Consider the following 24,286-nt stretch of genomic DNA (forward strand, 5'->3'; position numbering starts at 1 on the left):
GCCGTGTCGCCAACGCTAGTGGTAGACAACCTGTCACCGTTTACGCCAGACATCCTTGCGTGCCTTGACAAGCTCGGCGCGGCGCACACCTACAGGAAATATTCAGAGGTGACGCAAGACGACCTTGAAAAATGCAAAAGGGTCATCCTGTCTGGAAGGCGCAGAAACGACCAGGCCGTGAACGCTGCAAACTCGCGGATAGTGAGGCACTGCCACGATAACGATGTTCCGCTGCTTGGCATATGCTACGGCGCAGAGATAATCGCGCTGACGCTTGGTGGCTCGATACGCAGGATGCCCTCGCATGTGCACGAGCAGATCGAGATCGCTACATTGCCAAGCCCGCTCGTCCCTTCAAAGGACAAGATATCGGTGTACGAAAGCCACGGCTTTTGCATAGCCCGCCTGCCGGAAGGCTTTGTGCGCCTTGCAGGGTCAAAATACTGCGAGCACGAGATTTTTGCGCACAGGACAAAAAAGATCTACGGCACCCAGTTCCACCCGGAAAAGAGCGGGCCTGACGGCCTTGACCTCCTTGAAGAGTTCGCAAAGATTACATTATAACAACAGCAGAAGGATTTATTTGCCCTGCAAGGGTTGGCACAAGGCAGTAGTTTGGAGTCTTCGCAGCCCGAGCATTTCATTTCGCTTCCGCTTGTGAGCAAGAGCGAGGAAAGCCCGCGGCTTCCGCTTGCCATCAACGTCGTTGCAAAATACTGGGGCGAGGACCTATCGACAGCAACAGAAGAATCGTCGCAGGGCCACGCGCCAAGGGGCACGGTCATGATAGGCGGAATAGAGCTTGCAGAAAGGCACGGGCTTGCATGCTATGTTTTCAAGGGCTCGCTAAAAGATGTCAAAAAAAGAATAGACCAGGGCATACCCCCGATAGTCGTGATGCCGGGCATCCACGATATCGCCCAGCACGCAACGGTGGTTTCGGGGTACGACCTTGACGAGCGCAGGATCCTGACATATGTGCCAGAGCCGGACACGATAGGCGCAATCCCGGAGCAAAAGTTCGAGCAGGACTGGGAGCAGGACGACATGACAGAGATTGTCCTGATCCCTGCAGACATGAAGGACCTCATGAAAAACGAGGACCTGAAATTTTCAAAATCCAACAGGGCATGCTTTGAGGCAGAGCGGCTCAGGCAGGAAGGCAGGACAGAAAAGGCGGTGGAGAGACTGCGGCAGGCAGCCGAGGCAGACCCGGAAAACGCGCAGGCGTGGTCGCAGCTTGCAGGCATCTACAACGAGCAGGGCTCCGACCAGGCGGTGCCGTGCTACGAGCGCGCCATCAGGATTAACCCGCGCTACTACCTTGCGTACAGGGGCCTTGGCAACTATTACCTGAAAAAGAAGGACTATTCCCTTGCAGAGGCATACTATACAAAAGCAATTGGCATCAGCTCTTCGCGCTATGGCCCGATATACAAGAACAGGGCGGTGGCAAGGATGCAGAACGGCAACAACGCCGGCGCCAAGGAAGACCTGGCAAAATACCTTGAGCAGACGCCGGGCGCTGCGGATAGAGAGAGCATCAAAGAGGCAATAGCCCAGCTCTAAGAGGATACTTCATAAAACGTCTCTACCCGCGGAGGCTCGGACACTATTTCCTGCAACTTTTGCGGGAGCGCCAGAATGTACGGTTTGGCCGAGTGCTCTTTCAGGGCCTGCATGTTTACCCAGATCTCGTCAAATACAAAATGGCGATTGTCGTTTGCATCCTGGTGCAGGATGTATGCTATGCACCCCGGCTCGGCCCGGGTGGGCTCCACAAGCGACGCAAGGATTTGTTTTAGCGCTTCATGTTTTCCCGGCTTTGCCCTGAAAGAGGCAATGACGCGGACAGAGTCGCCAGTCACGAGCTTGTATTTTTCCGGGTCTGTCGTCGGCTTCAACGATGTTGCGACAAAAAGCAGATTTTTATCCTTTCTCATCCCGACATCGGCCTGTTCATCAGCTTACAAAGATGACGAGGATGTCAGTGGCAGCGGCAAACGACAAGGACTTTAGTACAATCTCTTTCATGTTGGGTGAAAATGGAAAGGTATGAGCTACTAGACTCAAATCACTACAGGCCTGAGTATACACGTCGACTGTCTGACTCATTATGAGATTAGTAGTAAGAGCGAGGCTCCCAACTGAAGCAGGAAATAGGATGGTCAAAGACCGAACTTTCTTTCCAATCTGGAAAATTACATCAAGACAAACAACGTCGAGAATTCATACTTTCTTGAACTGAACGGTGAACGGACCATGGTGTTTGTACTGGACCTGCCAAGCACTGACAGGATACCTGCTATCGCAGAGCCCTTATTCCAGCTAGGAGCGACGGTTGAGCTTCACCCCACAATGAACATCGATGACTTGAAGAAGGCCATTCAGAACTTGCCAAAGCAGTAGAGTGAGACTATTCGTCTACTTTCCTTTTTTTGTCATTCATGCTGCAGGATGACATGTAGGAAGAATTATTATTGCAACAACAAAATACTTCATGACCCAAGGAAATCAAGGTTATATAGTTGAAATACTACTAATAGGAAATTGCTATGTCTCCTCAAATCAGGCCCATAGCAAATAGAAAACACAAACCAACTCCAAACTGCGAGAAATGTCCGGAATCCGCAACGACGGAGGTTTTATACGAAATCGAAAATTGTATAGCAATTCGCAGGTATTGTGATGACTGTTTGCGGAGTGAAGAGATTGAAATTCCGATGCGCTGATGCGTTTCGGTGTCAATTTCTCCCTTCCTCCCTTCATTTTTTCGCAAGTCTACGGTTTTGACGATTAAATCTGAGTTTGGAGCAGCCCAAGATAAGCCAGCTGGTACCCCGGGGAGAGACTCTGGAATAAGACAGGATAGCAAGCCCTACTAAGCTAAATTAAGCCGTGTCTATATACTCGACAAATGACTTATGTATAATGTCAAAACCATTCCGAACAACACCGATACAACTGAAAAGAAACCAGGATGCAGTATACTGCGGTATCTGCTCAGCGACAGCGACAACCAACGCATTTTTTCAGCTGGAAGGCTGTGTAGTCATTCAGAAGTACTGTGACAAGTGTCTGCCTAATGCAGACTATGAGGTTCCTTGAAAAAAGTTAAGCCCCCTCCTCCTGCAGCATGGAACGTTAGCGGTTCAAAGTAGATTTTGATTCTTCTTCGTATTTTTGACCTAGACCGCAGTACGCCAATCGGTAATCCTGTAGCATTGCCTGCTTCAAATTCTCTGCTAATTCTGCCATCTCCTTCTTATCATTAAGTTCTGTTTTATTCCTAGGATCGACTCCCAGAGAGCGCAAGTCAACAATCTCGTACTCCTCTTTCTGCTCGTAAATGGCTGCCAGACGTGGTCCCCTGTCGAGTACCCGTGCTGATAGCTGATAAGAGTTGCTGAACCAATGTTAAGGACTGATTAATGAATGATTCCACACCGACTTGTCAGACCTGTGAGCACTTTGGTGAAAGGGAGGCATGGATTTGGTTCAATCAAAGTAGTTGCTCATGGTATTGGTGTCAATCTTTCCATTGCCTTTACATGTATTACAAGTCGTGGTATCCGTACCAATTAGGACATAACCTCTACCCTTACAGTTTTGAGATTTTTCTTTTTCCAGAGGCTTGACATGGAAATGAGCCCGATATTTGATTGTGTGGCTGCGGGTATAACCAGGTTAATCGAGTTTTTTATAGAATGACGACAAAGAGCAGGTACCTAAAGAACGACTCGCACATGGTCCTGTCTCCATCGTCTGCATCTGCTTCGGAGGACAGGGCCATTAATTGTGTAATATTTGAGTTGCTACTCATCTATTGCCTATGATCCTCTATGCATCAGGATGTTGATCGCCTGCGCAAACTCTTCCTTTGTCAGTGGCGGGATGCTGGCGACTTTGAGGTTTTCCCGCACGTGCTTGGGGCTTTTCTGGCCCAAAAGGGGCGCAACGACTGACGGGCTTGAGCGTATCACCTGCACGAGTTTTGCCACCTTGTTGTTGTCTGCCACTCCTGCATAGTCCGGTATCTGGGCGCGCAAGAGCCTCCCCTGGAACAGGGGCGCGCTTGTGAACACGCCTATCCCGAGCTTGGCTGCCGCTTCAAGTATCGTCATCGTGTCAGCGCCCACAGTCTGGTTCTTTAGCAAAAGCGCCTCGCTGTAGGCAAGGTTGTACGGGAGCTGGATGAACCTAAAGCCGTGGTTACTACCACCCGCCTCGCGCGCTATCCTGACTGCGTCTTCAAGCGAAAAATGCTCCCTTTCGCCCTTTGGGACCCGAAAGCACGTCCAGGTGGCCATGCCATAGTAGCGCAGTTTTCCTGCCTTGCGATACCTTTCATATAATTCAAAAACTTTGGCGAGCATTTCTGCAAACGCCTTTCTGTCTACGTCCTCGTGCCAGCTTTCAAACGCGTTGTGGACGTAGACAAGGTCGATGGTTGAAAGGTGCATGTTTGCAAGCGATTTTTCGATGCACTTGGCAAGGTAGTTCGGGTTCATTACGTTGTAGCCGGAGCTGATGTCGTCCGCGGTCATGACGTCGGTGGCGATGTACATCCTGTGCAGGTATTCCATCACGTCGACGTTTGGAAAGTCGCCGTCGTTTGTGATGTAGCCGTTCTTGGTAGATATGAAAATCTGGTCGCGAGATATCTTGCCCTCGCTTGCAAGGCGCAAGAGCGCCCGGCCGATGCTTTTTTCCGATTTCATGGCGCGGTAGTTTATCGCGGTGTCAATGACGTTTATCGCGCCGGACATCACAGACTCGTACACGGCGTTTTCCACCGCGACGTCGTCCTCCTTTGTCAGGTCGCCAAGGTACGTCCCCATGCCGATGCTTGACAGATGCAGGCCTTCAAACTCGCGGAAATGCTCGGCGGGCAGGCCCTTTTTTGATGTGCCATAGCCTGCATACTTTTTCGTCCCTTCCGGCGTGGCGTGGCCGTCTATTACCTTGAAATCAGATGACACGCACTTGCGATCGCCTGTGGCAATAATAAACGCTCCCTTGAAGGGAGCAACCCTTATCTTGACAATTGAGCTAGTACAGAGCGCACCATATGGCGCTGGACCCAAACGTGCTGAACCCGTACGTGCTTCTGGACCCAGCGGTTGCGCCGCTCGCAAGCGCCGTGTTCACGGCCGCGTCCATTGCGCTTTCACTTGTCATTTCGTGGTACTTTTTCCGCTCGTACAGGTTTGCAGGGTTTGGGTACCTGCTTGGCCTGCCGGCGGGGTTCGTGTTCCTTGCCGCGTCGTTTGCGTTTGAGCAGGCAGGCTTTGCGTACAGCACAGACCCGCTCCTGCACCCCGCGTTTTTCTGGCTGCAGCTTGCGCTCCAGTCAGAGGCCCTTGCGCTCATTGCGATTTCCTACTACTTCAAGAACGCCGGCGAGCAAGAAGAGGGTCGCCACCGGCTCGGAATAAAGGACGCAGGCATGATCCTGCTCCCTTTAGTAATGGTGGCGGTGCCGTTCCTGCTGCCGACGTCAGAGATTGCAAGCAAGCCGTACTTTAACTACGCCAAGCTGGCTGATTTCAGCCTCTACATGCGCGTGTTCAACATGGCGGTGCTTGCGTACATATTCACAAACGCCGTGTCGTCGCTTGCGAAATCCGGCATGGCCAAGATGCTGTACGTGCCTGCCGCGTTTGCGCTCCTGTGGCTGGAACAGTATTCGCTGGTAATGGTGTACTTTGACAACAGCGTCTTTGCGTTTGCCGGCTCGATAATCGCAAGGGTGGGCGGGCTTGCGCTCTTTGCGTACGTCATGCACAGCGCGACTTCAAGGAGGAGGATAGAGGTTGAGGCAAGAAAAGCGGCATAAATTACAACTATTCTACGAGATCCTCTGCGCCATCGAGGACGACGCCGCGCACAACGAGGTCGCCAGGCCGACCCACGTGCAGCACTCGACGCGGCTTTCGTACGACAAGATGATGAACCATTTCTCAGAACTTGAGGAAAAGGGCATGATCCACAGGGTAAGCGGCCTTGTCGCAATCACGGCAAAAGGAAGAAAGTTTGTCGAGCAGTACGACGAGCTGACTCGGCTCATCGAAAGCGCAGGCCTCTAGAGCATCCCATAGCCTAAGCATTAGTGGCAAGGTGTCGCTTCACAAGAATAGGTCTGCCTATTGCCAAGGCGACCATTTGCTTTGTCGTACGGTTATTTGGTTTAGCTCGCAATTAAGCAATTCGTTGGCATTGTCTTTCCAAAGTGTGGAGTGACCTCGGCCTTCGAGAGGAAGGAAGACTCCGGCACTACTACTTGTTATACCTTCAATGGCACTAATGCCCTTTGTTACTGTGCCGACGTGTAAGAATTACCGCCGCCGTAATTGCAAGCGCTGGAACCAGCATGACAAAGTAGTTGTGAAACTCTGGTGCATTTACTTTGTTGTCGTTATCTGACACCTGAAAGATGCCAGTCTGCCCCTGCAAATACAACTTGTTTGTACTTTCATCAACTACAAGGTGACTAATGTATTCCTCTAAATTAGGGACATAGCCCCGGAGAACCACATCGTTTGAAAGGCCGTCTACCTCGACTATGCCGCCGCCACTCATGACATATATCGTGTTTGTATTGGAGTTAATGGTCAGGTAAAGACTACTCTTTGTGATATCGGGACTAATTATGGCATTTGATGTGCCATTTACCGCAACCAAGTATCCGGTCGAAAATGAAACACCCTCATTTGGTGATCGAGATCCATATAATATCTGATTGATGACATACACCACATTCGTGTCAGGATTCACTGCAATTGCCTTTAGAATATTGCCAGTGGCATTTACTTCATCTGGTGGCAGGCCAATTGTGACATTGCCAACAACCTTGTTTGTCGCACCATCTATCTTGTACAAAGTTGTCGCATTATCTATCACGTACACTTCGTTGGTTTTTGGATTGACGTCTATTCCTTGAACGTTAATGCTTTTCCCTATCCTGCCGACGATCTCGTTATTGTTAGAACCATCTATCACGGTTAGCGAGCCTGAACCAGAGCCGACATATACCCTGCCGGTGTTCGGATTGAGTGCGATAGGCGCCGCATATCTGCTCACGCCGACTACAGTATCTTCAACCCTGGCAGATTCAATTCCTTTAGAATAATCTACTACGGTTACATCAAGTCCCGCAGGGCAGTTGCACGCATGCATGACATAAGCTTTATCCGTAGTAGAGTTGACTGCAACAGCGTATGGATAGGGTCCTATTTCCACGCTCTTTGTGATGTTGTTTCTTAAATCATAGAGTACCAGTGCCCGATTGTCACTGTCTGTAAAGAACAGGATTTGCCTAGACGTGTCTATTCCAATGTCGTGCACATTCAAAGTATTATTCCCATAGGGAATGAACCTTTCAATTGGCATCTCCATGAAAGTTTCATTACCGTCCTGTTGTTGACCGAAAGAATGCTGCGCTTCCAATAAGTATGGAGCAAATAACAGAATGCCCATTATGGCCGCAAGTCCAGCTTGCAACAACAGGTAAGAGTGTTATCTGTATATTAAAGAATACCGAATGCTCGCTCTAGACTCTCATTCCTATATTTTCATGGTTAGCGCTGGCCGAATCGCTAGGTAGAGCAGTTGCCTATGACGATTACTATAACGATTTCTGGAATACCCCTATAGCATTGTCGAGTTGCTGGAGTATGCGCAATTGTTCCTCATAGCCGACAATTATATCGTCGAATTGTTCTCCTCCGACAGAACCGTCAAGCTTCGCGCGTATCTTTTCGAGTATTGATATTACGGTTCGGTAATCGTGATTTTCAGCTGCCGCCCTTGCCCCCTGAGCATGACCTTGCAAAGCATCATGAAAAGTGCGCTTCTCCGCAACAGCGTGAGGAGGATCACGAATTTGCTAGCATTTGCAGTTTGCAACATTTCATCAATCGTGTTGATGGTCATGAGACGCATTTGTTGGAGGTCATCACCTGTCATTTCATTATCAGCAACGAAAATGCTTGTACCGTTGGCATACGTTCCAGATGAGTAAATGGAAGTTTGATGTTTGACCAGTCATCATACCCCGTCAATGAAGTAAGAGCGCTAATGTCATAGCACTCAGGGATATTGGGACTAAAGTTGTTAATGCTCTCTTCAACTCCATCGTCACCATCAAAATCGTCGCGGTTCCAGTCGATAGGCTGACCTGTCGGTGCAGTCCGGATTGTTGGGCTAACACCTGTCTGTCCATAGGCAGTTGTTAGGCCTGATGGAGTACTTGCAGATACTCCATCTGGTTCATAGAGCTCAACTTCATCAAGTGTGGCAAGTGCCGATCTTGAATAATCCAATGGCCTATTAGACACAGGAGCTGGAAACGTGAATGCATAATTCATCACGCTTAGATAATTCGGCTTGCAATTGATGTCGACACCACCGCCGTGGCGAAGGCCGAGGTTATGACCTAATTCATGCATGAATGCCCCCGCCTGCTGTTCCCTGTTGCCTACTTGGTGATTTCCTTGAAAAGGATCAGTTGCAAAATCGTCGGTTCCCAACGAGACCATGAAATCATTTCCTGCAATCTCTGCAATTCCAGAGGTTCCAGATAGTCGGCAGCAGTCTCAGCCGCAACGATGCCACGGAACTTGCCAATCAGCTAAAGCCCAAGTTCATGGAGTGGGTGCAACAGGCCCTCAAGAACTCGAAGTCCAAGGCAGGGAGAGTATGATTACCTATCTTTTATAGGGAATCTTTATCTAACGCCATTTTCCCTAAGCGGATATGGTAGACGCAGGTTGGTCCAGTCCGACGTCGGATGCCAATAAGCCGAAGGTCTTCAGCTACCGCAAGATCGCCCTCCTTGGCATAATCGGGTTAGTGGCCGCTCTCGCCATCCAAATCGTTATGACAAACGGGCTCCAATCAACGATAAAACATCCATACGTAAACACAGTCTACGGCCTGAGCATTGATTTCCCGCGCGGCTGGTGGATGAACGAGAATTATTCCTTCAAGACAGTCAACGGCGACCAGCAGAACGCAATAGTGATGTTCTACTCTGCCAATGTTGGAACCATAACGGTATCAGCTAATGACCTTCCCCCGAACCCGTCCCTCGATGCGGTCTTTTCAGACGCCAAAAATACTCTGATAGAGAAATACAAAGCGTATAATTTGATCATCTTGAGAGAGGGCGCCACTACCATCGGAACCAATGGCACGTACGACGCCCGGTTTATCGAAGTGACACTAACGGCGGATAACAAGCTCCTGAAGGAGGAGCTGGTCTACACTATCCACGACGGCAAGAGATACGTACTGACTATTTCCGCGCCTGCCGATCAGTATCCTTCAGCGCTTCCATTGTTCCAGAAATCCATCACGTCGTTGGCCTTTGGTAGTGATGCCATCACACCCGACAAGGCTGTTCCTGTTCCGACAAATCCGCCCCCCTCACAGAATCCCAACACCGGCATCCAGGCATAAAGCATCGAACAAGTAGTAATTCTCTATTAACGAATCACGGCCTCTTTTTATCGTCGCTAGATGGCCGATATTATCCTCAAGATGACCAGCCCCAGCACCTACACCTACCATATCAAGGTGCGGTCGTCCTTCTCCGATACGCTCAGCACACCTGTTACCAAGATCGAGATGCCGGAGGCAGATGCTTCCCGGAACCAAATAACCAAGATAGAGGGCAACAGTGAAAAGTTCCAGATCGTCTGGATATTGGACGACTGGACTGGCAAGGTCCCCACGCTTGTCGATGAGTTGACGGGCCCCAACGCCATCCTGACGATAAAGGACCAGATCAACTTCCTCCGCAAGACCATCCAGAAGCACCAGCTCGCTCATGGATCCATACATTGTAATGATATATCTTCTTCTTGGCATTGAGAATATTATCGTGATTCGCAACGCCTCTTTCTGCAACAGTGCCAAAGCTTGCGGCTTTGATAGTATTGAAAGCTGATGGCCAAGATGTTGTATCGTTATGAGTAAGTTGCTCATCCAAATCCAAGTGCAAGGTAATGCCGTTGATACTATCTGGATTAGACACAGGGGCATTAGCAAAGGCAGTTATGACATCATTTCTTGAATCAGAACGCATTCCATGAAATTGCATATAGTCAATCTCTACGTAGATGTCCTTGTGGTTCTGATTTGAAGCAGCGGGGGTAAAGTCTGCCGTCCCATCCCAGTTTGAGTCGATCCCATTTGCTTCCCAGTTGCTGTATACGCCATCTCTGTCTACGTCCCAGTCGGACTTGTCAAACCTCAGGTTGAACGGCGACGAGGAGCCTTCTATCCACAGCGCCATGGGATAACCGGAACCTGCGGTGAGCTGCGCTGGAGATGTGAAGGTCGTACCAAACGGATTGACAGGTGCCTGCCAGGAATTGAGAACCTTCTTGGTATCGTAAACCCTGTTTCCTGAGAGGCTATAGACGTGAATTACCCCGTCAGCCGTTATCGTGATCGATGGGAGCGTGTGCGACAACGTACTGTCTGCTGTTTCGGTACCTAGCCAAGAGCCCGTGTAGTTCCACTTTGCAATCTTTATCGAGCCGGAGTTGCCGCCGGTGAGGTAAGCGACGTACGCCTTTTGGACGCCGTCGCTGTCTGCCGACACGTGTTTCAGGGTGTTGGCCGTTGCGCCTATGCTGCTGACCGTAATCTCTGAGCCCCACGTGCTGCCATCGAATACCCTGTACTTGATGTCGTCGGTAAAGTATCTCATGTACCCAAAGAGCATTTTCCCGGAGGCCAGAGGGGTGAGGAACATCTCGATTCTGGTGCCCGCCCCACTGTCTGTCTGGGCCAGAGACGTGCCCCATGTCAATCCTCCATCGGTAGAGTTCATTATCTGGTACTTGTAGGACGTGGCACCCGACGGAATCCACCTGAACGCAGCATAGACGTTGCCGCTTGTATCGGCTGATGCGACGCTAGCGGCGCACGCACTCGTTCCGCAGGACGCAAAGTTCGCCGCAGAGAACAGCAGCGTTTCGTTGCTCCAGGTGATCGAGGTCAGACTGACATTGCCCCTCTTTCCATAAAAGTTGGTGTTGGAACCGGAAGCCTTGTAATAGAGAAGCGTGACGTAGTCCGTTCCAGAGACGTTTTCGGTCGTCACGGTGTACCTGTAAGCGTCACCGTTGACTGCCCCAGAGCCTGAAGAAGTAGCGCCGCTCCAGGTTGCTCCAAAGTCGGTGGAGGACCTATAAACAATGTTGGATCCATCAAAATAGAACATGAAAAGATTATTACCGATGCGCACTTGACGCCTCTCTCCTTCATAATAATCTGAAGAACCCGGCGAAAGAACGGCCGATATCGTGGAGACGGTAGTAGGATCAATAAAGAAGGTCTTACCGACAGGCACGTTTATCGTCCCGCCCTCGCTGTCGTATAATACAGGCTGGCCAGCGGTCGTAGCGTCCGACCAGTCGAGTCCAATGCCAGAGGAGCCATAAGTCGAGTTGGAGTAGTAGTTCTGCGAGAGAGACAAGAACCTGTCGCCCTCGACCTTCAATTCTTGCCCGGAGCCAAGAAGGAGCAGTCTTATGGTATGACCGTTGGCGCTGGTCCCGACGATGTCGAATTTGTACTTGCTTACCGCGCCGTCAGAACTTCTGACAGGCTTCCAAACGATGTCGTACTGGTAGTCTCTTCCCGTCACTCTTTGATCGATAACCGTGCTGTTGCTCAAGAGCGAAAAAGATGAGCCGGCCAGGTCCAGCGTGAACGCAAATCGGCTGCCCTGGTTGTCAGACAACAGGGTAGTGCCATTTGGAAACCAGACTATGTTTTGCACCAGCTCCGCGGCAGTCTCGCCGTTGAACCTGAGCAGAGGTGTCAAGAAGGATCTTTCGATAGAGACGTTTGATTCGACGAGTGATTCCGAGACCGAGCTTGTAATATGCGAGGTCAACGCCAAGCCAGAATTCACACTAGCAAGAATCGAAAAGGGGATATATTATTACTAATAAATTTGATGCCTGACTGACAATATTATGAGCAATGTCATAATTTATTCAATCATTTTTCCAAAACAGAGTCGAAATGCTTGCTATGCTGTTTTGACGTTAAAAAACACTCTGCAGACGGGGTTAGACAGCATCGGCCTAAATGAAAGATCTCCATATTATTGAATGCTAGATATGTGCCTGTATTCAGAACATCGTTACTCCTAACCAACCTGATTCTCAAATCAGAAGAAATTCTGATGCCACCATCATCCTACTCCTGATGAAGCAGATAATTTGTGCCTGAGCTGCTCTCTAGAATAAGAGGCTGACTGCAAGCACAAAGCCGGTTATGCGCGAGTACGTCACAGCAGCAGACATGGCCGGCACAAACTCTTGTGCCGTTTTTGGGTCGTTTCGCATTGCAGCTGCCGCCTTGACTGCAAACGGAAGTGATGCAAGACTTGCAAGCGAGTAGATTTTTGTAAAGCCAAGGAAAATGCCTGCAACTATCAGGGCGTACGCCGCTATAATGAAAACTGGAAAGGCTTGAGCAGCCTTGCGCTTTCCCATCAGTATGACAAGCGTCCTGCGGCCCTTTGACCTGTCGGCGTCAAAGTCAGGAAAAGAGTTGACAAAAAGCACGGTTGCCGACAAAAGGCCGACGATGGTGCCAACGAAAATCGCGGCAGGGTCGATTAGCCCAGTCTGCACAAAGAACGTGCCAAGCACTATCATGGCACCCTTTATCGCGACAAACAGTTCTCCAAGTCCCGAGTTGACGATTGAAGTCGAGTAAAAGTAGATGGCAACCACTGCAAAGCCGAGTATGACTGCAACAGTCACGCCGCGTATTGCAACAAAATACGCGCCGACTGCGCCCCCCAGGATCAGGAACATGAGGCCTGCGGCATAGACCGCCTTTGGGGTGAGAATGTTTTCGGGAAGCACTCCGGTCCCGCCGGAGAATTTCGTTCTGGTCGTCGCCGAATCGATTCCGCGCTTGTGGTCCCAGTAGTCGTTGAGGAGATCGACGCTTGCGTGCAGGCACGCGACGCCGGCGTACGTCAGGCCGGCGTACAGCGGGTCGATGGTTCCGAACTTCCAGTAGGCAATCGCAAGGCCGTTTGACACGGCGATGACTGACGCAAGCAGGAACCTGATGCGTATGGCCCTAAGCCAGCTGGAAAGCAACGCCAACTACAGGATCTTTAGCGGGCGCGGCGCCTTCTATGTTTTTTGAAAAACTAAAGCTTCATTAATGATCGTTTTGCATGCATTCCCAATGGCAGAGGCATACATTCTCATCAATTGCGAACTTGGTTCTGAAGACAACGTCATCAAGGAACTGAAGGCAATATCGGGCGTCTCGGAAGTAAAGGGCGTCTTTGGGGTCTACGACATTATTGCCAGAGTGAATGCGTCAAACGACGAGGACTTGAAAAAGGCCGTCGGCAAGATCCGCGGCCACCACGGAATCAAGTCAAGCCTCACCATGATGGTAATAGAAGGGCAGGGCACGTAGAGATGCCCCTACCCTCCCTCCCCCTTTCGTGCTCCACTTCTTTTAAACATGTTTCAATAAACATATGTTGCCTGTAGAACGTTGCCAACCTTTTCCCAATCCCCCGATTGGAGTGTTCTACAGGCTCACCCCCGATCTACGGTTCGATTACACCGGTGGTTTCAAGCGGCTTGCGGCCCATGAACCCCTCGTCCTTGCCGTGCCAGAACTTGATCTCGTCCTCGCCTGCCTTCCAGCAGAGCCACACTTCCTCCTCAAAGCGCTTTGAGGGAAAGTCAAGCAGCCCCTCGTCCACGCTCTTTAGCATCACGCCAGTAGCTTCCAGCGCCTCGATGGCCTTGTAGAGGTTGGTGACCGCGGTGTTCAGCTCCTGTTTCTTTTTCATAAAGCGCTCAAAATCGCCGCCCGAGTCGACGACCATTTGCAGTTCCTGCTGCAGCACCATCACCCTGTTCTTCTGCGCGACGATGCCAGAAAACATGCGCTTTACCTCCGGCAGGGCCTTGTTTGCCGTCTGGGGCGTATAGAGCGTAAACATTTTTTTTCTCTCATGTTTGAGAGCGGCCAGGATTAATTTATGCCTAGCGCACTTACCTGCTCAGATGCCGTACGCGGCGTGGCCGCTCTCCCCGTCGCCATGCACTTCCACCGAGGCCTTGTCCTTTTCCTTTGCCCTTGCTACAAACGGCTTGGCGGTGACGGGCGCCATTATCGTAGTTACAAAGCCAATTGCGATCGCCACGGAGAACAGCGTGATGTCAATGATGCCGGCGGCAAAACCTATCGAGGCTATCACGAGTTCTACCATGCCCCTCCCGTTCATCAGAAAGCCGATTGCGATACTCGTGTCCTGTGGGAACCGCACGAGCCTTGCGCCGACATAGCTTCCGCCTATCTTGGCAGCGACTGCCACTGCGAGGAGCGCCAAAAAGAGCGGTATTGCGTTTACAAGCGACTTTAGGTCCATGTCGATTCCGATGATCGCAAAAAAGATCGGCGCAAAGAATCCAAACGTGATGGCAGAGATGATGTTGTAGACCCTGTCAAAGTTCTGCTTGCCGATTATCTCCTTGTAGATGATAAGGCCGGAAAAGAACGTGCCGATGACAAAGTGCAGGCCGATCTCCTGCGCGATGAGCGACACTGCAATGGTGGTTATCAAGAGTATGCCAAACGCCGCCTCCTTTGTCTGCAGCTTTTTGAAATAGGGCTCCACCTTGGCAGGCAGCCAGTGGCTGGTTCCGCGCAAGAGCAGGTCAAACAGGAATATCCCTGCAAGGAACGCGGCTATCTTTGCCCCCGACCACGCAACAGCCTCAAAGTCTATTGCCTGCTGCTGGCCTGCGCCTCCAGCCCCGATCTGCAGGACGATAGAGAGCACCACGAGCGACAGTATGTCGTTAATGACCGCCGCCGTTATCACGATGTTGCCAAGTCTGCTCCTCAGTATGCCAAACTGCATCAGGACTATGGCGCTTACCGGCACGGCCGTTATCGAAAGCAAGAGCCCCATAAAGAGCGACTGGGAAAGCCCAAGGCCAAACGCCTCCGCCACCAAGGTCCCGGACACGAGCGGTATGAAAAACGCGATGAGCGAGATCACGATGGCGTACTTGCCCACCTTGCGGATCTCTCTTGGGTTCATCTCCAGCCCGGCAAGAAGCATCAGGAAAAACACTGCAAGGTCAGACAGGACGTCAAGGCTGGGACTGTGCTGCACTATGCCAAAGACAGAGGGACCTATCAGCACGCCGGCAAGAATCTCCCCTATGAGCGGCGGCTGCTTTATGCGCTGGAACAGCTCGCCAAGCACCCTTGCCGCTACGAGTATGACTATTACGCTGACAAAAAGCTCTTCTGCGGCCACGGCAGTCCTTTCTGTTGCGCGCTGGGGTGAGATAACCCTTCTGGCATTAAACTACACTGTAATTGCTTTGCACCCGTGGTTTTTCAGGCAGGCTGCCAAAGTCTACGGACAGTTTCTCGTTTTCAAAGTCGATTGCCGCGGAAAATCTGGACGGCTTGCCTTTTACATAGAGCGCGCTTGAGAACTCCATTTTTCCAGAGCCCGCCTTTAGCGATTCTGACAACTGCGGGTTGATGCTGATGATGTTGTTTACCATGTCGACCTTCATGCCAAGGACCATGTCAAGAAACGCCCTGACGTACATGCCTGCCGACCACGCCTGCAGTATGCACGAGTTAAAGGGCTCCGGCCTGTCGCCCCTGTACGTCTCGGCAAACATGCCGTTTTCCTCAAGTATCCTGTCAGCCATGATCCTGACGTAGTTGTGCGCCTGCTCCCTGCGGCCAAGGCGCAGTTCTGCCAGCGCCATCCACCCGGTCACAAGCGGCCACACCGCGCCGTCGTGGTAGAGCGCAGGCTGATACTTCAGGTCGATGTTCGAGAGCGTCCTGACGCCCCACGGGGTGGTAATGTCGTCCTTTTCCAGCCTCTCTACCACCAGCCTTGCCCTCTCCTCCTCTGCCACGCCGGCAAGGACGAGCACCAGCGCGTTTGGCCGTATGCTTGCGTCTTTGGTCCAGTCCTTTCTTATGGTGTCAAAGTAAAAGCCGGCGTCCGGCCTCCAGTACTCCTCGTTTATCTTGCGCTTCAATTCGTCCGCCCTGTTTGCCCACCTCTTTTCGCTCTCCGCGTCGCCGGCAAGCCGTGCAAGGTCGCTTCCCACCGCAAGGCTCTCGTAAAAGAGCGCCTGAACGTCGTTTGCGCTCTTGCGCCTGTCGATGTGGTCCATCCACGTCGAGTCCTGTATCGGAAGCTTCATCGCAATGCCGGAAAACCCGTGCTCGACAAAGCCGTCGTGGTCGAGGTCCTTGTGCAGGCCCCAGTCCACGAGGTCGACTATTTGCCTCCAGCGCCTCTTCAGGTACGCAACGTCGCCGGTGGCAAGCACGTATTCCCGGATGGCCCACGGAAAGAGAAAGGTCGAGTCGGCCGAGCCGTAGGTGGTAGAGTGCAAAAAGGCCTTGCCGCTTATTATCATGGGAAGCTCGCCCCTTGTCACCCCTGGCACGTTTCTTGCCTGGTGCGAGAGAAAGTTGTCGATTACAGTCCGGGTAAAAGAGTAGTCGCCCATCGCAAGGTAGCCCCGGAGCGACCATCCCGTGTCGCGGGCCCAGTAGTTTGGAAAGCGCGGCAGGCCCGCGCATATCCCCTCGCCAAGCCCGTCGTACTCGCCCTTTAGGTACTGCAACGACGCCTTGGCCTTCTCGTACGCGCCGACAAGCCGGGCCATGTCGCTTCCCTGCTTTGGCCCCGACTGCCTCAAGACCACTGTTGACGACGCATAGTCCCGGAACGACTGCTCGGTTTCCTGTAGCAGCTCCCGGTAGTGGTTGCGCATGTGCAGAAATTCTGCAAGCGATCCCCTTGCGCTTGTAAAGCTGCCTGCGCCCACGAGCGCGACCTGCACTGGCTCTTTATTTCCGACCTCGACGTCGTATGACAGTTCAATGTCGTTGTCGTACGAGTTGACCAGTATGTTGCACGGCGCAAGCATTTTTGGCGCTATGCCGATTGTGCCAAAGTACTGCGCCGCCTTTTGGTGGGCTGTCCTGATGTGCAGGCACTGGTTCTTGGCGTCAAAGCGGGTGACGTTGCTCTGCGAGACTGCCGCAAGGCCGTAACTCGTGATGTTGCCGTCGATGATAAAGTGGATCCGCAGCTTGCGCTTTTTGCGGCTCCCGTTTGAAAGGGCGCCGGTGCTCATGCGCATCTCCATCGCCATGACAAAGCCCCGGCTTTCCGGCGGCACGAACAGCCTGCGCTGGACCTCGATGCCACCCATCTCGTGCCGGGTGGTAAGCACGCCGTTTTCATGCCTTGACCACACCACGAAATTTGGCAGGCGCTTTCTCACGCCGTCGTCCATGCTTATCTCGACTATTATCCTGCCAAAGACGCGGGCAGGCGGCACGTACAGCCCGCCGTTGTCGTACTTGACGCCCATCCACGTCCAGTTGGCCGAGAGCGAGCCATGTGATGAGCAGAGGATGTAGGCCCTCTTGCCGGAGAGGACAAGCGGCGTGGAAAAGTTGCGAAAGACCGAGTCAGAAACTCCGACAAGGTCTACTGACAGGTCCGACGGCAGCACTATCCGCTCGTTTTGCCGGCCTGCCGTGTCGGAAAAAGTGAAGGGGATGGCAATAAGCTCAAACCCCTCCATCTTGCTCACGAGGGTTATCCTGTGCCTGCCCCTGCCAAGCCACGAGTCGTTTATCACGAGGAACCTTGCGCTCTGGAACGGCTTGAACGCAATCGGCCGGCTGTCTGAAAGCGAGGAGGCGTTGACGATGCTTTCCTGAGTCGCCACGTACACGGTCTTTTTCTGCACCGGCAGGTCGTCCACAAAGACGTCAAGCGACACGACGTTTCCGCCAAGGGGCACCGGCGGGTTCAGGAGCGAAAACGAGAACGCCTTGTGCTCCTCGCCTCCGACCACCACGGTCGTGTTCTTCAGGCTGCCCTTGACGTAGGAAAGCGACGTATGTATGGAGTCAAGCGCACGCGTCATGTCTTACGGTCTGAAAGGATGCATACATACGCATATTTGAAACCTTTTCGCGTACTCGGTCAGGATTGCATAACCATTTTAAGCAGTCAAACCATACGCTTGCATGGCATGAAGCTGGACTTTCCCAGGTACACAGAGAGGCTTGGAGCCGTAAGCATCCATGGGGTGCAGAGGATCTACGAGCTTGATTCGGGCAAGTCCAAGGGGTTCCTCACTTCCCACCAGACGATAAAAAAATTCGACTACGACGAGATCTCCAACATACTCCACGACATGGCAATCGTGGTGCCGGTGAAAGACGAGAAGCTGAAACTGCTCGAAGGCGTCCTTTCAGGCATACCAAACGAGTGCCTTGTGATAATAATATCAAACAGCCCTAGAAACCCCGTCGACAGGTTCACCATGGAAGCCGAGACCGTGAGGCAGCTAGGCCGGTTCATGGACAAGCGCATAGTGGTGATGTACCAGCGCGACCCGGCGCTTGGCGACATCTTCAAGAAGCTCGGCTACGACTCGATCCTTGCGCCCGACGGAAACGTGAGGAACGGAAAAGCCGAGGGCATGGTTATTGGCATGCTGATTGCCAAGATGTACCAGAAGGACTATGTCGGCTTTATCGACAGCGACAACTATGTCCCCGGCGCCGTCAACGAATACGTGAAAATATTTGCAGCCGGCTTTGGCATGGCAAGCACGCCGTACAGCAACATCCGCGTCTCGTGGGTCTTCAAGCCAAAGGTGCGCAACAACTCGCTCCAGTTCTCAAAGTGGGGCCGCGTGTCAGAAGTCACAAACAAGAACCTCAACTCAATGCTCTCAGGCATCACCGGCTTTGAGACCGAGGTTATAAAGACAGGGAACTCTGGCGAGCACGCGCTCTCGATGCCGCTTGCAGAGTCCCTCCACTACTCTAGCGGCTACTCGATAGAGCCTTACGAGTTTGTCGACATTTTTGAAAAGTTCGGGGGCCTCCTGCCGTCAGACTACCCAAACGCCATAGAAAAGGGGGTCGAGATATTCCAGATAGAGACGCGCAACCCGCACTTTCACGAGGACAAGGGCAAGTCGCACCTCAACGAGATGCTCGAAGCGGCGCTTGCGACAATAGCAGGGAGCAAGATATGCCCGCCGGACCTCAAGGAGGGGCTTGACGACCAGATAGCGCACATGTCGGGCATAAAGAGTCACAAAAAGCCGGACTACCGCAAAAAGTACCCTGTCATCGAGCCGATAAGCGCCATCCCCATAGAGGAATTTGCAAAAAACCTGAGGGAAAAGGTCGAGACCTTTTTCAGGTATGGCGGATTAAAGTGACCGCCTACCCACTCTCCCTCCCCCCACGGTGCTCCACGCCTTAAATGCGGCCGGCGGTACACAAGCTTTGTGACGACAGCAGCAGAAACCAGGCTTGAAGAGCTTGAGGCAAAAGGGGAGGAGGAAGAAGAGGAGAAGAAGGAAAGTGTAGCGCTACTCGAGCAGGACATTGAATGTCCGCGGTGCCACGACTCGATGGCGCTGTGCTCGGATTTTGACAGCCTGTACTACACCTGCGAAGAGTGCGACTTTACCCTTTACACGATAAAAAGATAAAGATAGAAAAAGGACTTTTTATCATCCCTCTGCGATCTTTTCTACAGGCTCGCCTGTTGGCAGCGGCGCATCCCTGTCAACCTTGTACTTGAACACGTCCTTGTAGTCCATTCCAAGGATGATGTTTCTGCCGACTGCGATTATCTTTGACTTGGGGACGTCAAAGCGCCAGTCATAGTGACCCCATATCACCACCTTGTCGTCAGTCTCTTTCATCACGTGGCCGACATGCTCTTCGTCCTGCGTCCTGACGCCCTTGTTGAATAGCGAGCGCGGATACTTGCCTTCGTATGCTGCAAGGTCTACGGGTTCGGGCAGGTCTGTCGCGTGGACATGTTCCCGGTCAGTCGGTAGCGGTTCGTTTCTGCTCACTTTGTATTTCTTTACGACCTCGTAGAACGGCAAATCCACAAGCACGTTGGCCGCCGCAAAGCGGATCTTGTCCTTTGGAATATCGTACCGGTCATCGCCTTCCCCAAATATCACTATCTTGTCAGCCGTTTCTCTTACTACGTGACCAATGTGTGGGGCATCCAGTGCCTTTACGCCCTTGTTGAAATATTTACCTGACGCCATATGTCTGCTCACCATAGATCTTGTTTTCCAGCTATTTTTGTTTGATAGAAAAAGTGTCTATATCTATGCATACCGGCCTGCATCCAAGACTTGTGCATAGCGTCTTTGTCACCGGCAGCAATAAAGAAGAAATAGCAAAAGTATCGTGTATTGTCCGTCGGTTGATGATCAAAAACCGCGCGGACCTTGAAAGGGTGCACGGCAGGGGCGCCGGGATAGCGCTTGGTGCAGTCGAGGCCGCGATAAAAAGCGTCGAGCCGGGGACGCTTGTAAAGCGTGCAGTCAGGGCAGGCAACAAAGGCTCGATCACGTTTTCCGACATTTGCGGCAGGTCGTTTACGGTAAGGGGTTTCAAAGAAGTTTACGTTGTCGGTGCAGGCAAGGCAGCCGCGCCAATGGCCGCGGCTGTATCAAAGATATTGAAAGGAAGGGTCGCTGGCGGCGCAATAAACGTCCCCAGAGGAGCGCGTTTTGCAGCAGCAATCGACCACGTTTCAACTACATGCGCTTCGCATCCCGTCCCCGATGAATGCGGCGTCAGGGGAGCGAAAAAGATCGCAAGGGTGCTCGAAAAAGCAGATGAAGACGACCTTGCAATAGTCCTGATATCTGGCGGCGGCTCGGCGCTCTTGCCGCTCCCCGCAGACGGCATATCGCTTTTTGACAAGCAGCAGGCCACAAAGGCCCTGCTTGCATCAGGAGCGTCCATCCACGAGATAAACGCGGTGAGAAAGCACCTGTCGGCAATCAAGGGAGGCCAGCTTGCAAGGCGCGCAAGGTGCAGGGTAGTCTCGCTTGTCCTGTCAGACGTCATCGGCGACGACCTTGCAGTCATTGCGTCTGGCCCCACGTTTCCAGACCCGACCACGTATTCCGACGCGCTAGAGATAGTCAAAAGATACAGAATTGGAAATGCAAAGGTATCAAGGTATCTTGAAAAGGGGGCAGACGGCAAGATCGCCGAGACGCCCAAGCCGGGCGATCCGCTGTTTAGCCGCGTCAGGAACATCCTGATAGGAAACAACCAGGTTGCCTGCGAGAGTGCCGCCAGGTACCTTGCGCGGCGAGTATCAGCAGTCGAGAGCCTCGGGTCTGAATTTGACGGGGAAGCGCAAGACTTTGGCAGGTTTGTCGCCAAGGTCGCGTCTGGCAGGCCCGGCCCGTTTGCAATAGTCGCAGGGGGAGAAACGACCGTGAGGCTTGGAAACGCGACAGCAGGCAAGGGCGGAAGAAACCAGGAAGCAGCTCTTGCCTGCGCCCTTGCGCTCAAAGAGCCAAAAGGCATGACGGCGGCGTTTGTCGGGACTGACGGGATTGACGGCAATTCCGATGCCGCCGGCGCCATAATTTCAGAAAGGTCTGCCAAGGCAGTAGCGGCAGACAGGGCAAATGCGCGGCGTTACCTGCGCGGCCACGACAGCTATAGCGCGCTCAAAAAGATGGAATCGCTGGTATTCACCGGTTACACTGGAACCAACGTAAACGACATTGCAATAGCACTGAGGCTCAATAGCTGACATGGACGTCGCCGGACACAACGTTCACGTCCCCTGACTTGGTCTTTAGCAAGAGCGAGCCGTCGTCGTTGATGTCGGCTGCAACACCTTCAACAGCAGCAGCCTTCTTGCCCTGCTGCGCCTGCACGACTGACACTTTCTTGCCAAGCATGTCAGAGCGCCGGCGCCACTCTGCGACTATTTTTTCCGGCCCGCCGCCGCTTTCCAGCATGCCGTAGAACCGCTCAAGGTTTTCAAGCAGCAACCTTGCAAGCTCTAGGCGGTTGACGTCGCGGCCGCCAAGCTCTTCTTTTAGCGACGTTATGGCGGGCCTGCCCTCCCTGTCGTCTATTTTCATCCGCGACGTGTCGACGTTTGCGTTTATCCCTATTCCGATGACGGCATAGTTGACCGTCTCGGCCTCGGCGCTCAGGTCAAGCAGTATGCCGGCGGCCTTTTTGCCACCCACCATCACGTCGTTTGGCCACTTTAGAGTCGCCAAAAGGCCTGTCCTCTGGCGCACCGCGTCGCACACGGCAAGCGCCGCCACAAACGGGAGCATCGTGCTTGCGGCAGTGGGTATCGACGGCTTTAGCACGACAGACAGCCAGACGCCGCCCCGCGGTGAAAGCCACCTTCTCTTCATGCGCCCGCGGCCGCTGTTCTGCTGCTCCGCTATCGCCACCGCCCCGTGGACGTCCTCGTGCTTTTCTGCAAGCGCGATTGCGATGTTCTGCGTCGAGTCGGCGCTGTCGCGGTAGACTATTCTGCCCTTTCCCACAAACGACGTTTTCAGGATCCTGCCAAGCTCCCACGGCACGGGATGGGTCGTGCCGCTGGCAAGCCTGTAGCCCATGCCGTGCAGAGATTCAATAGAGTAGCCGCACTGGCGCAGCCTGCGCACCTGCTTCCACACTGCGCTCCTCGATATGCCTGCCCTCTTTGCAAGCGACTGGCCGGACGCAAAATCTGGCGATTTTTTCAGCAGTTCGAGAAATTCTTCAAGCCGGCGATATTGATCTTGCGCTGCGCGGGTTGTCATTGTCACCGGTTCCACTTGTAGTAGACGGTCCCGCCCCTGCACGTCGCGTACACGTCTGACCGGGACTCTTTCATCGAGCTGGCGACTTCAAGCTCGGCCAAGAGCCGGTCTATCTCGGCGTCGCTTTTCATCTCAGAAAGCAAGTTGAGGATTTCCTCCCGCGAGTACATCCTCCCTGGGTCTTTCTTCAATATCCCTGTGATCTCTTGCAGCAGCGCTTGTTGTTTGGACTTGCTCATTTCTTTTTCTTTGCCGATACTATCGAAAGCACGTCGCGGTCCTTCAGGTGGTAGTTGGCGGGCAGGTGAAGGCCGTCGCGGGCGTCCAGCGCGTACAGCAGGCCCTTTGCAAGCTCGCTGTGTATCTCCCTTGCAAGGTCCTCGACGGTAGAGCCGGAGCGCATCAGGTAGACGTCAGGGAGCACGTTTCCGTGCTTGTCCGACATTTTCTTGGCGTCTGCGACAGGGTAGACTGCGTTCATCTTTAGCAGCTTGAACACCGCGACGTTTATCGCAAACTGGACGCCTGTCCGCATGTACTCGCCCAGGATGTCTTTGCGTATAAAGTTGAGGGCCCACTTTTGCTTGTCGTTAAGGGGCGTCTGCTCGTTTATCTCAAAGCGCTCGTCGCCGGGTATGTACCGTATCAGCCCGCGGCTTTCGGCGCGCCGGAGCGTCAGCTCGGCGTCCGCGCTCGACGGGACGACTATCATGTCCTTGTACTCTTCGCGCAGCCGGCGGAAATTGTCGGTAGCTGTCGGCAGGTCGACCTTGTTTGCCACTATCAGTGTCGGCTTGGATATGTCCCGGAGGCTCCAGCAAAAGTCCTTGCTCTGCTGCGGCCCAAAGTCGTCCAGCGGCATGCTTGCAAGGTTGTTCTGCGCAAGCGCCATCCGCACGTGGTCCTCCCTCACCCCGATGCCGCGGAATACCTCCGTTATTGCAGAGACCGGCTCGATGCCCGAGTCGATGTTGCGCGATATCTTGTCGCGGTTTGCCTCGAACAGTTTCAGGTACCACATCACGAGCTCCTCCTCGATGTCTCCCACGTCTGCCACGGGGTCGCCGGAACCCGGCTCGGCTATCTTGCCAGACGCGTCGATGCTGCCCGACGCGTCGACGATGTGCAAGAGCGCGTCGGACTGCGCCGCTATCGACAGGAACTGGTTGCCAAGCCCCTTTCCCTCCCAGGCGCCCTTGATGAGGCCCGGCAGGTCCACAAGCTCCACAGGGATGAACCGCCAGCCGTCTATGCAGCGAGAGTTCTTCGGGTTGTCCTGCACGCCAAACTCCTTGTGGACGCACACGGTGATCGCGTGCGCGTTGCCGATGTTTGCCTGCTTTGTCGTGAACGGGTAGTTTGATATCTCGGCTGACGCAAGCGTGGCGGAATTAAAGAACGTCGTCTTGCCCGTGTTCGTCTTGCCGATCAGGCCGATTTTGATCATATTATGCTCTAGCCTCCCCCCTGTTATTATTTATATACTCCTGTGGAAGAGCTGCGCGGTAAAAGCTCCGGCTAAGGTTTTGCAAGCGGGCAGTAGAATGCCACCACATTTGGCTGACATGCTTGTA

26 protein-coding genes are annotated in these 24,286 nt (G+C 52.9%); 12 read left to right on the forward strand and 14 right to left on the reverse strand.

The genetic code is table 11. The features are described from left to right. Positions 1-3: 3 nt before the first annotated feature. Both NVIE_RS02905 and NVIE_RS02910 read left to right on the forward strand, forming a co-directional pair. Positions 4-564 carry a type 1 glutamine amidotransferase gene (locus NVIE_RS02905; protein WP_075053942.1) on the forward strand — a complete coding sequence of 187 codons (561 nt, stop codon included), beginning with the start codon at positions 4-6 and terminating at the stop codon, positions 562-564. Positions 565-615: 51 nt separating this feature from the next. Beyond that, positions 616-1,569, forward strand: a complete 954-nt coding sequence (locus tag NVIE_RS02910) for a tetratricopeptide repeat protein (RefSeq protein ID WP_075053943.1) — start codon at positions 616-618, stop codon at positions 1,567-1,569. Here NVIE_RS02910 and NVIE_RS02915 read toward each other — a convergent pair. Then, positions 1,566-1,904 carry a putative quinol monooxygenase gene (locus NVIE_RS02915; RefSeq protein WP_158435057.1) on the reverse strand — a complete coding sequence of 113 codons (339 nt, stop codon included), beginning with the start codon at positions 1,902-1,904 and terminating at the stop codon, positions 1,566-1,568. The two genes, NVIE_RS02910 and NVIE_RS02915, sit on opposite strands and share 4 nt — an antisense overlap. A gap of 358 nt (positions 1,905-2,262) precedes the next feature. On the opposite strand from NVIE_RS02915, the gene NVIE_RS15170 reads away from it, so the two are divergent. Continuing rightward, positions 2,263-2,409 carry a hypothetical protein gene (locus NVIE_RS15170; protein WP_158435058.1) on the forward strand — a complete coding sequence of 49 codons (147 nt, stop codon included), beginning with the start codon at positions 2,263-2,265 and terminating at the stop codon, positions 2,407-2,409. 1,421 nt (positions 2,410-3,830) lie between these two features. Here NVIE_RS15170 and NVIE_RS02920 read toward each other — a convergent pair. Next, entirely contained in the window at positions 3,831-4,982 is a 1,152-nt protein-coding gene (locus NVIE_RS02920; protein WP_075053944.1) for an aldo/keto reductase, read from the reverse strand. Between the two features lie 89 nt (positions 4,983-5,071). Here NVIE_RS02920 and NVIE_RS02925 point away from each other — a divergent pair, with 89 nt between their 5' ends. Further along, positions 5,072-5,839 (forward strand): hypothetical protein, encoded by a 768-nt coding sequence (locus NVIE_RS02925; protein WP_075053945.1) that lies wholly within the window; start codon positions 5,072-5,074, stop codon positions 5,837-5,839. Next, positions 5,817-6,089, forward strand: a complete 273-nt coding sequence (locus NVIE_RS02930) for a winged helix-turn-helix domain-containing protein (RefSeq protein ID WP_075053946.1) — start codon at positions 5,817-5,819, stop codon at positions 6,087-6,089. The genes NVIE_RS02925 and NVIE_RS02930 overlap by 23 nt, the downstream gene beginning before the upstream one ends. A gap of 214 nt (positions 6,090-6,303) precedes the next feature. Here the strand turns inward: NVIE_RS02930 and NVIE_RS02935 are convergent, their stop codons facing one another. The 3 genes from NVIE_RS02935 to NVIE_RS02945 all read right to left on the reverse strand — a co-directional run bounded on the left by NVIE_RS02935 (position 6,304) and on the right by NVIE_RS02945 (position 8,540). Then, a complete protein-coding gene (locus NVIE_RS02935; RefSeq protein WP_144239440.1) occupies positions 6,304-7,503 on the reverse strand; it encodes a YncE family protein in 1,200 nt (399 codons plus the stop codon). Positions 7,504-7,773: 270 nt separating this feature from the next. Continuing rightward, positions 7,774-7,968: a hypothetical protein gene (locus tag NVIE_RS02940; RefSeq protein WP_075053948.1), complete on the reverse strand. Its 195-nt coding sequence runs from the start codon at positions 7,966-7,968 to the stop codon at positions 7,774-7,776. Then, the gene (locus NVIE_RS02945) at positions 7,965-8,540 is read right to left on the reverse strand and encodes a zinc metalloprotease (protein ID WP_075053949.1); all 576 of its coding nucleotides are present in this window, start codon (positions 8,538-8,540) and stop codon (positions 7,965-7,967) included. Before NVIE_RS02945 ends, NVIE_RS02940 begins: the two co-directional genes overlap by 4 nt. A 340-nt stretch (positions 8,541-8,880) precedes the next feature. On the opposite strand from NVIE_RS02945, the gene NVIE_RS02950 reads away from it, so the two are divergent. Continuing rightward, positions 8,881-9,462: a hypothetical protein gene (locus NVIE_RS02950; protein ID WP_144239441.1), complete on the forward strand. Its 582-nt coding sequence runs from the start codon at positions 8,881-8,883 to the stop codon at positions 9,460-9,462. 81 nt (positions 9,463-9,543) lie between these two features. Further along, positions 9,544-9,876 carry a hypothetical protein gene (locus NVIE_RS15175; RefSeq protein ID WP_158435059.1) on the forward strand — a complete coding sequence of 111 codons (333 nt, stop codon included), beginning with the start codon at positions 9,544-9,546 and terminating at the stop codon, positions 9,874-9,876. Here the strand turns inward: NVIE_RS15175 and NVIE_RS02960 are convergent. Further along, positions 9,791-11,842, reverse strand: a complete 2,052-nt coding sequence (locus NVIE_RS02960) for an exo-alpha-sialidase (RefSeq protein WP_158435060.1) — start codon at positions 11,840-11,842, stop codon at positions 9,791-9,793. The genes NVIE_RS15175 and NVIE_RS02960 overlap by 86 nt on opposite strands. On the opposite strand from NVIE_RS02960, the gene NVIE_RS02965 reads away from it, so the two are divergent. Beyond that, positions 11,820-11,969, forward strand: coding sequence for a hypothetical protein (locus NVIE_RS02965; RefSeq protein WP_158435061.1), 150 nt, complete (start codon positions 11,820-11,822; stop codon positions 11,967-11,969). The two genes, NVIE_RS02960 and NVIE_RS02965, sit on opposite strands and share 23 nt — an antisense overlap. Positions 11,970-12,263: 294 nt before the next feature. Here NVIE_RS02965 and NVIE_RS02970 read toward each other — a convergent pair whose 3' ends face one another. Then, the gene (locus NVIE_RS02970; protein WP_075055961.1) at positions 12,264-13,142 is read right to left on the reverse strand and encodes a prenyltransferase; all 879 of its coding nucleotides are present in this window, start codon (positions 13,140-13,142) and stop codon (positions 12,264-12,266) included. 91 nt (positions 13,143-13,233) lie between these two features. On the opposite strand from NVIE_RS02970, the gene NVIE_RS02975 reads away from it, so the two are divergent. Next, positions 13,234-13,473 (forward strand): Lrp/AsnC ligand binding domain-containing protein, encoded by a 240-nt coding sequence (locus tag NVIE_RS02975; protein WP_075053954.1) that lies wholly within the window; start codon positions 13,234-13,236, stop codon positions 13,471-13,473. Positions 13,474-13,609: 136 nt separating this feature from the next. Here the strand turns inward: NVIE_RS02975 and NVIE_RS02980 are convergent, their stop codons facing one another. From NVIE_RS02980 to NVIE_RS02990, 3 genes are read right to left on the reverse strand one after another with little or no spacing between them, the layout of a single operon-like run. After that, complete coding sequence (locus tag NVIE_RS02980) at positions 13,610-14,011, reverse strand: DUF2203 domain-containing protein (protein WP_075053955.1); 402 nt, start codon at positions 14,009-14,011, stop codon at positions 13,610-13,612. Between the two features lie 60 nt (positions 14,012-14,071). Continuing rightward, complete coding sequence (locus tag NVIE_RS02985) at positions 14,072-15,340, reverse strand: cation:proton antiporter (RefSeq protein ID WP_075053956.1); 1,269 nt, start codon at positions 15,338-15,340, stop codon at positions 14,072-14,074. Between the two features lie 46 nt (positions 15,341-15,386). Continuing rightward, positions 15,387-18,008 carry an amylo-alpha-1,6-glucosidase gene (locus NVIE_RS02990; protein WP_075053957.1) on the reverse strand — a complete coding sequence of 874 codons (2,622 nt, stop codon included), beginning with the start codon at positions 18,006-18,008 and terminating at the stop codon, positions 15,387-15,389. A 108-nt stretch (positions 18,009-18,116) separates the two neighbouring features. On the opposite strand from NVIE_RS02990, the gene mpgS reads away from it, so the two are divergent. Both mpgS and NVIE_RS03000 read left to right on the forward strand, forming a co-directional pair. Then, positions 18,117-19,322 (forward strand): mannosyl-3-phosphoglycerate synthase, encoded by a 1,206-nt coding sequence (gene mpgS / locus NVIE_RS02995; RefSeq protein WP_075053958.1) that lies wholly within the window; start codon positions 18,117-18,119, stop codon positions 19,320-19,322. Between the two features lie 69 nt (positions 19,323-19,391). Further along, complete coding sequence (locus NVIE_RS03000; RefSeq protein WP_075053959.1) at positions 19,392-19,598, forward strand: hypothetical protein; 207 nt, start codon at positions 19,392-19,394, stop codon at positions 19,596-19,598. A gap of 21 nt (positions 19,599-19,619) precedes the next feature. Here the strand turns inward: NVIE_RS03000 and NVIE_RS03005 are convergent, their stop codons facing one another. Beyond that, positions 19,620-20,174, reverse strand: a complete 555-nt coding sequence (locus NVIE_RS03005; RefSeq protein ID WP_075053960.1) for a hypothetical protein — start codon at positions 20,172-20,174, stop codon at positions 19,620-19,622. 164 nt (positions 20,175-20,338) lie between these two features. Here NVIE_RS03005 and NVIE_RS03010 point away from each other — a divergent pair, with 164 nt between their 5' ends. Then, the gene (locus tag NVIE_RS03010) at positions 20,339-21,691 is read left to right on the forward strand and encodes a glycerate kinase type-2 family protein (protein WP_075055962.1); all 1,353 of its coding nucleotides are present in this window, start codon (positions 20,339-20,341) and stop codon (positions 21,689-21,691) included. On the opposite strand, the gene NVIE_RS03015 is transcribed toward NVIE_RS03010, so the two are convergent. From NVIE_RS03015 to NVIE_RS03025, 3 genes are read right to left on the reverse strand one after another with little or no spacing between them, the layout of a single operon-like run. Further along, positions 21,681-22,712: a biotin--[acetyl-CoA-carboxylase] ligase gene (locus tag NVIE_RS03015; RefSeq protein ID WP_075053961.1), complete on the reverse strand. Its 1,032-nt coding sequence runs from the start codon at positions 22,710-22,712 to the stop codon at positions 21,681-21,683. The genes NVIE_RS03010 and NVIE_RS03015 overlap by 11 nt on opposite strands. Before the next feature lie 2 nt (positions 22,713-22,714). Beyond that, positions 22,715-22,951, reverse strand: coding sequence for a hypothetical protein (locus NVIE_RS03020; RefSeq protein ID WP_075053962.1), 237 nt, complete (start codon positions 22,949-22,951; stop codon positions 22,715-22,717). Next, on the reverse strand, positions 22,948-24,159 hold the full coding sequence (locus tag NVIE_RS03025; RefSeq protein WP_075053963.1) for a redox-regulated ATPase YchF: 1,212 nt from the start codon (positions 24,157-24,159) through the stop codon (positions 22,948-22,950). The genes NVIE_RS03020 and NVIE_RS03025 overlap by 4 nt, the downstream gene beginning before the upstream one ends. Positions 24,160-24,286 lie beyond the last annotated feature (127 nt).

Source organism: Nitrososphaera viennensis EN76, assembly GCF_000698785.1.
Classification (GTDB): Archaea; Thermoproteota; Nitrososphaeria; order Nitrososphaerales; family Nitrososphaeraceae; genus Nitrososphaera; species Nitrososphaera viennensis.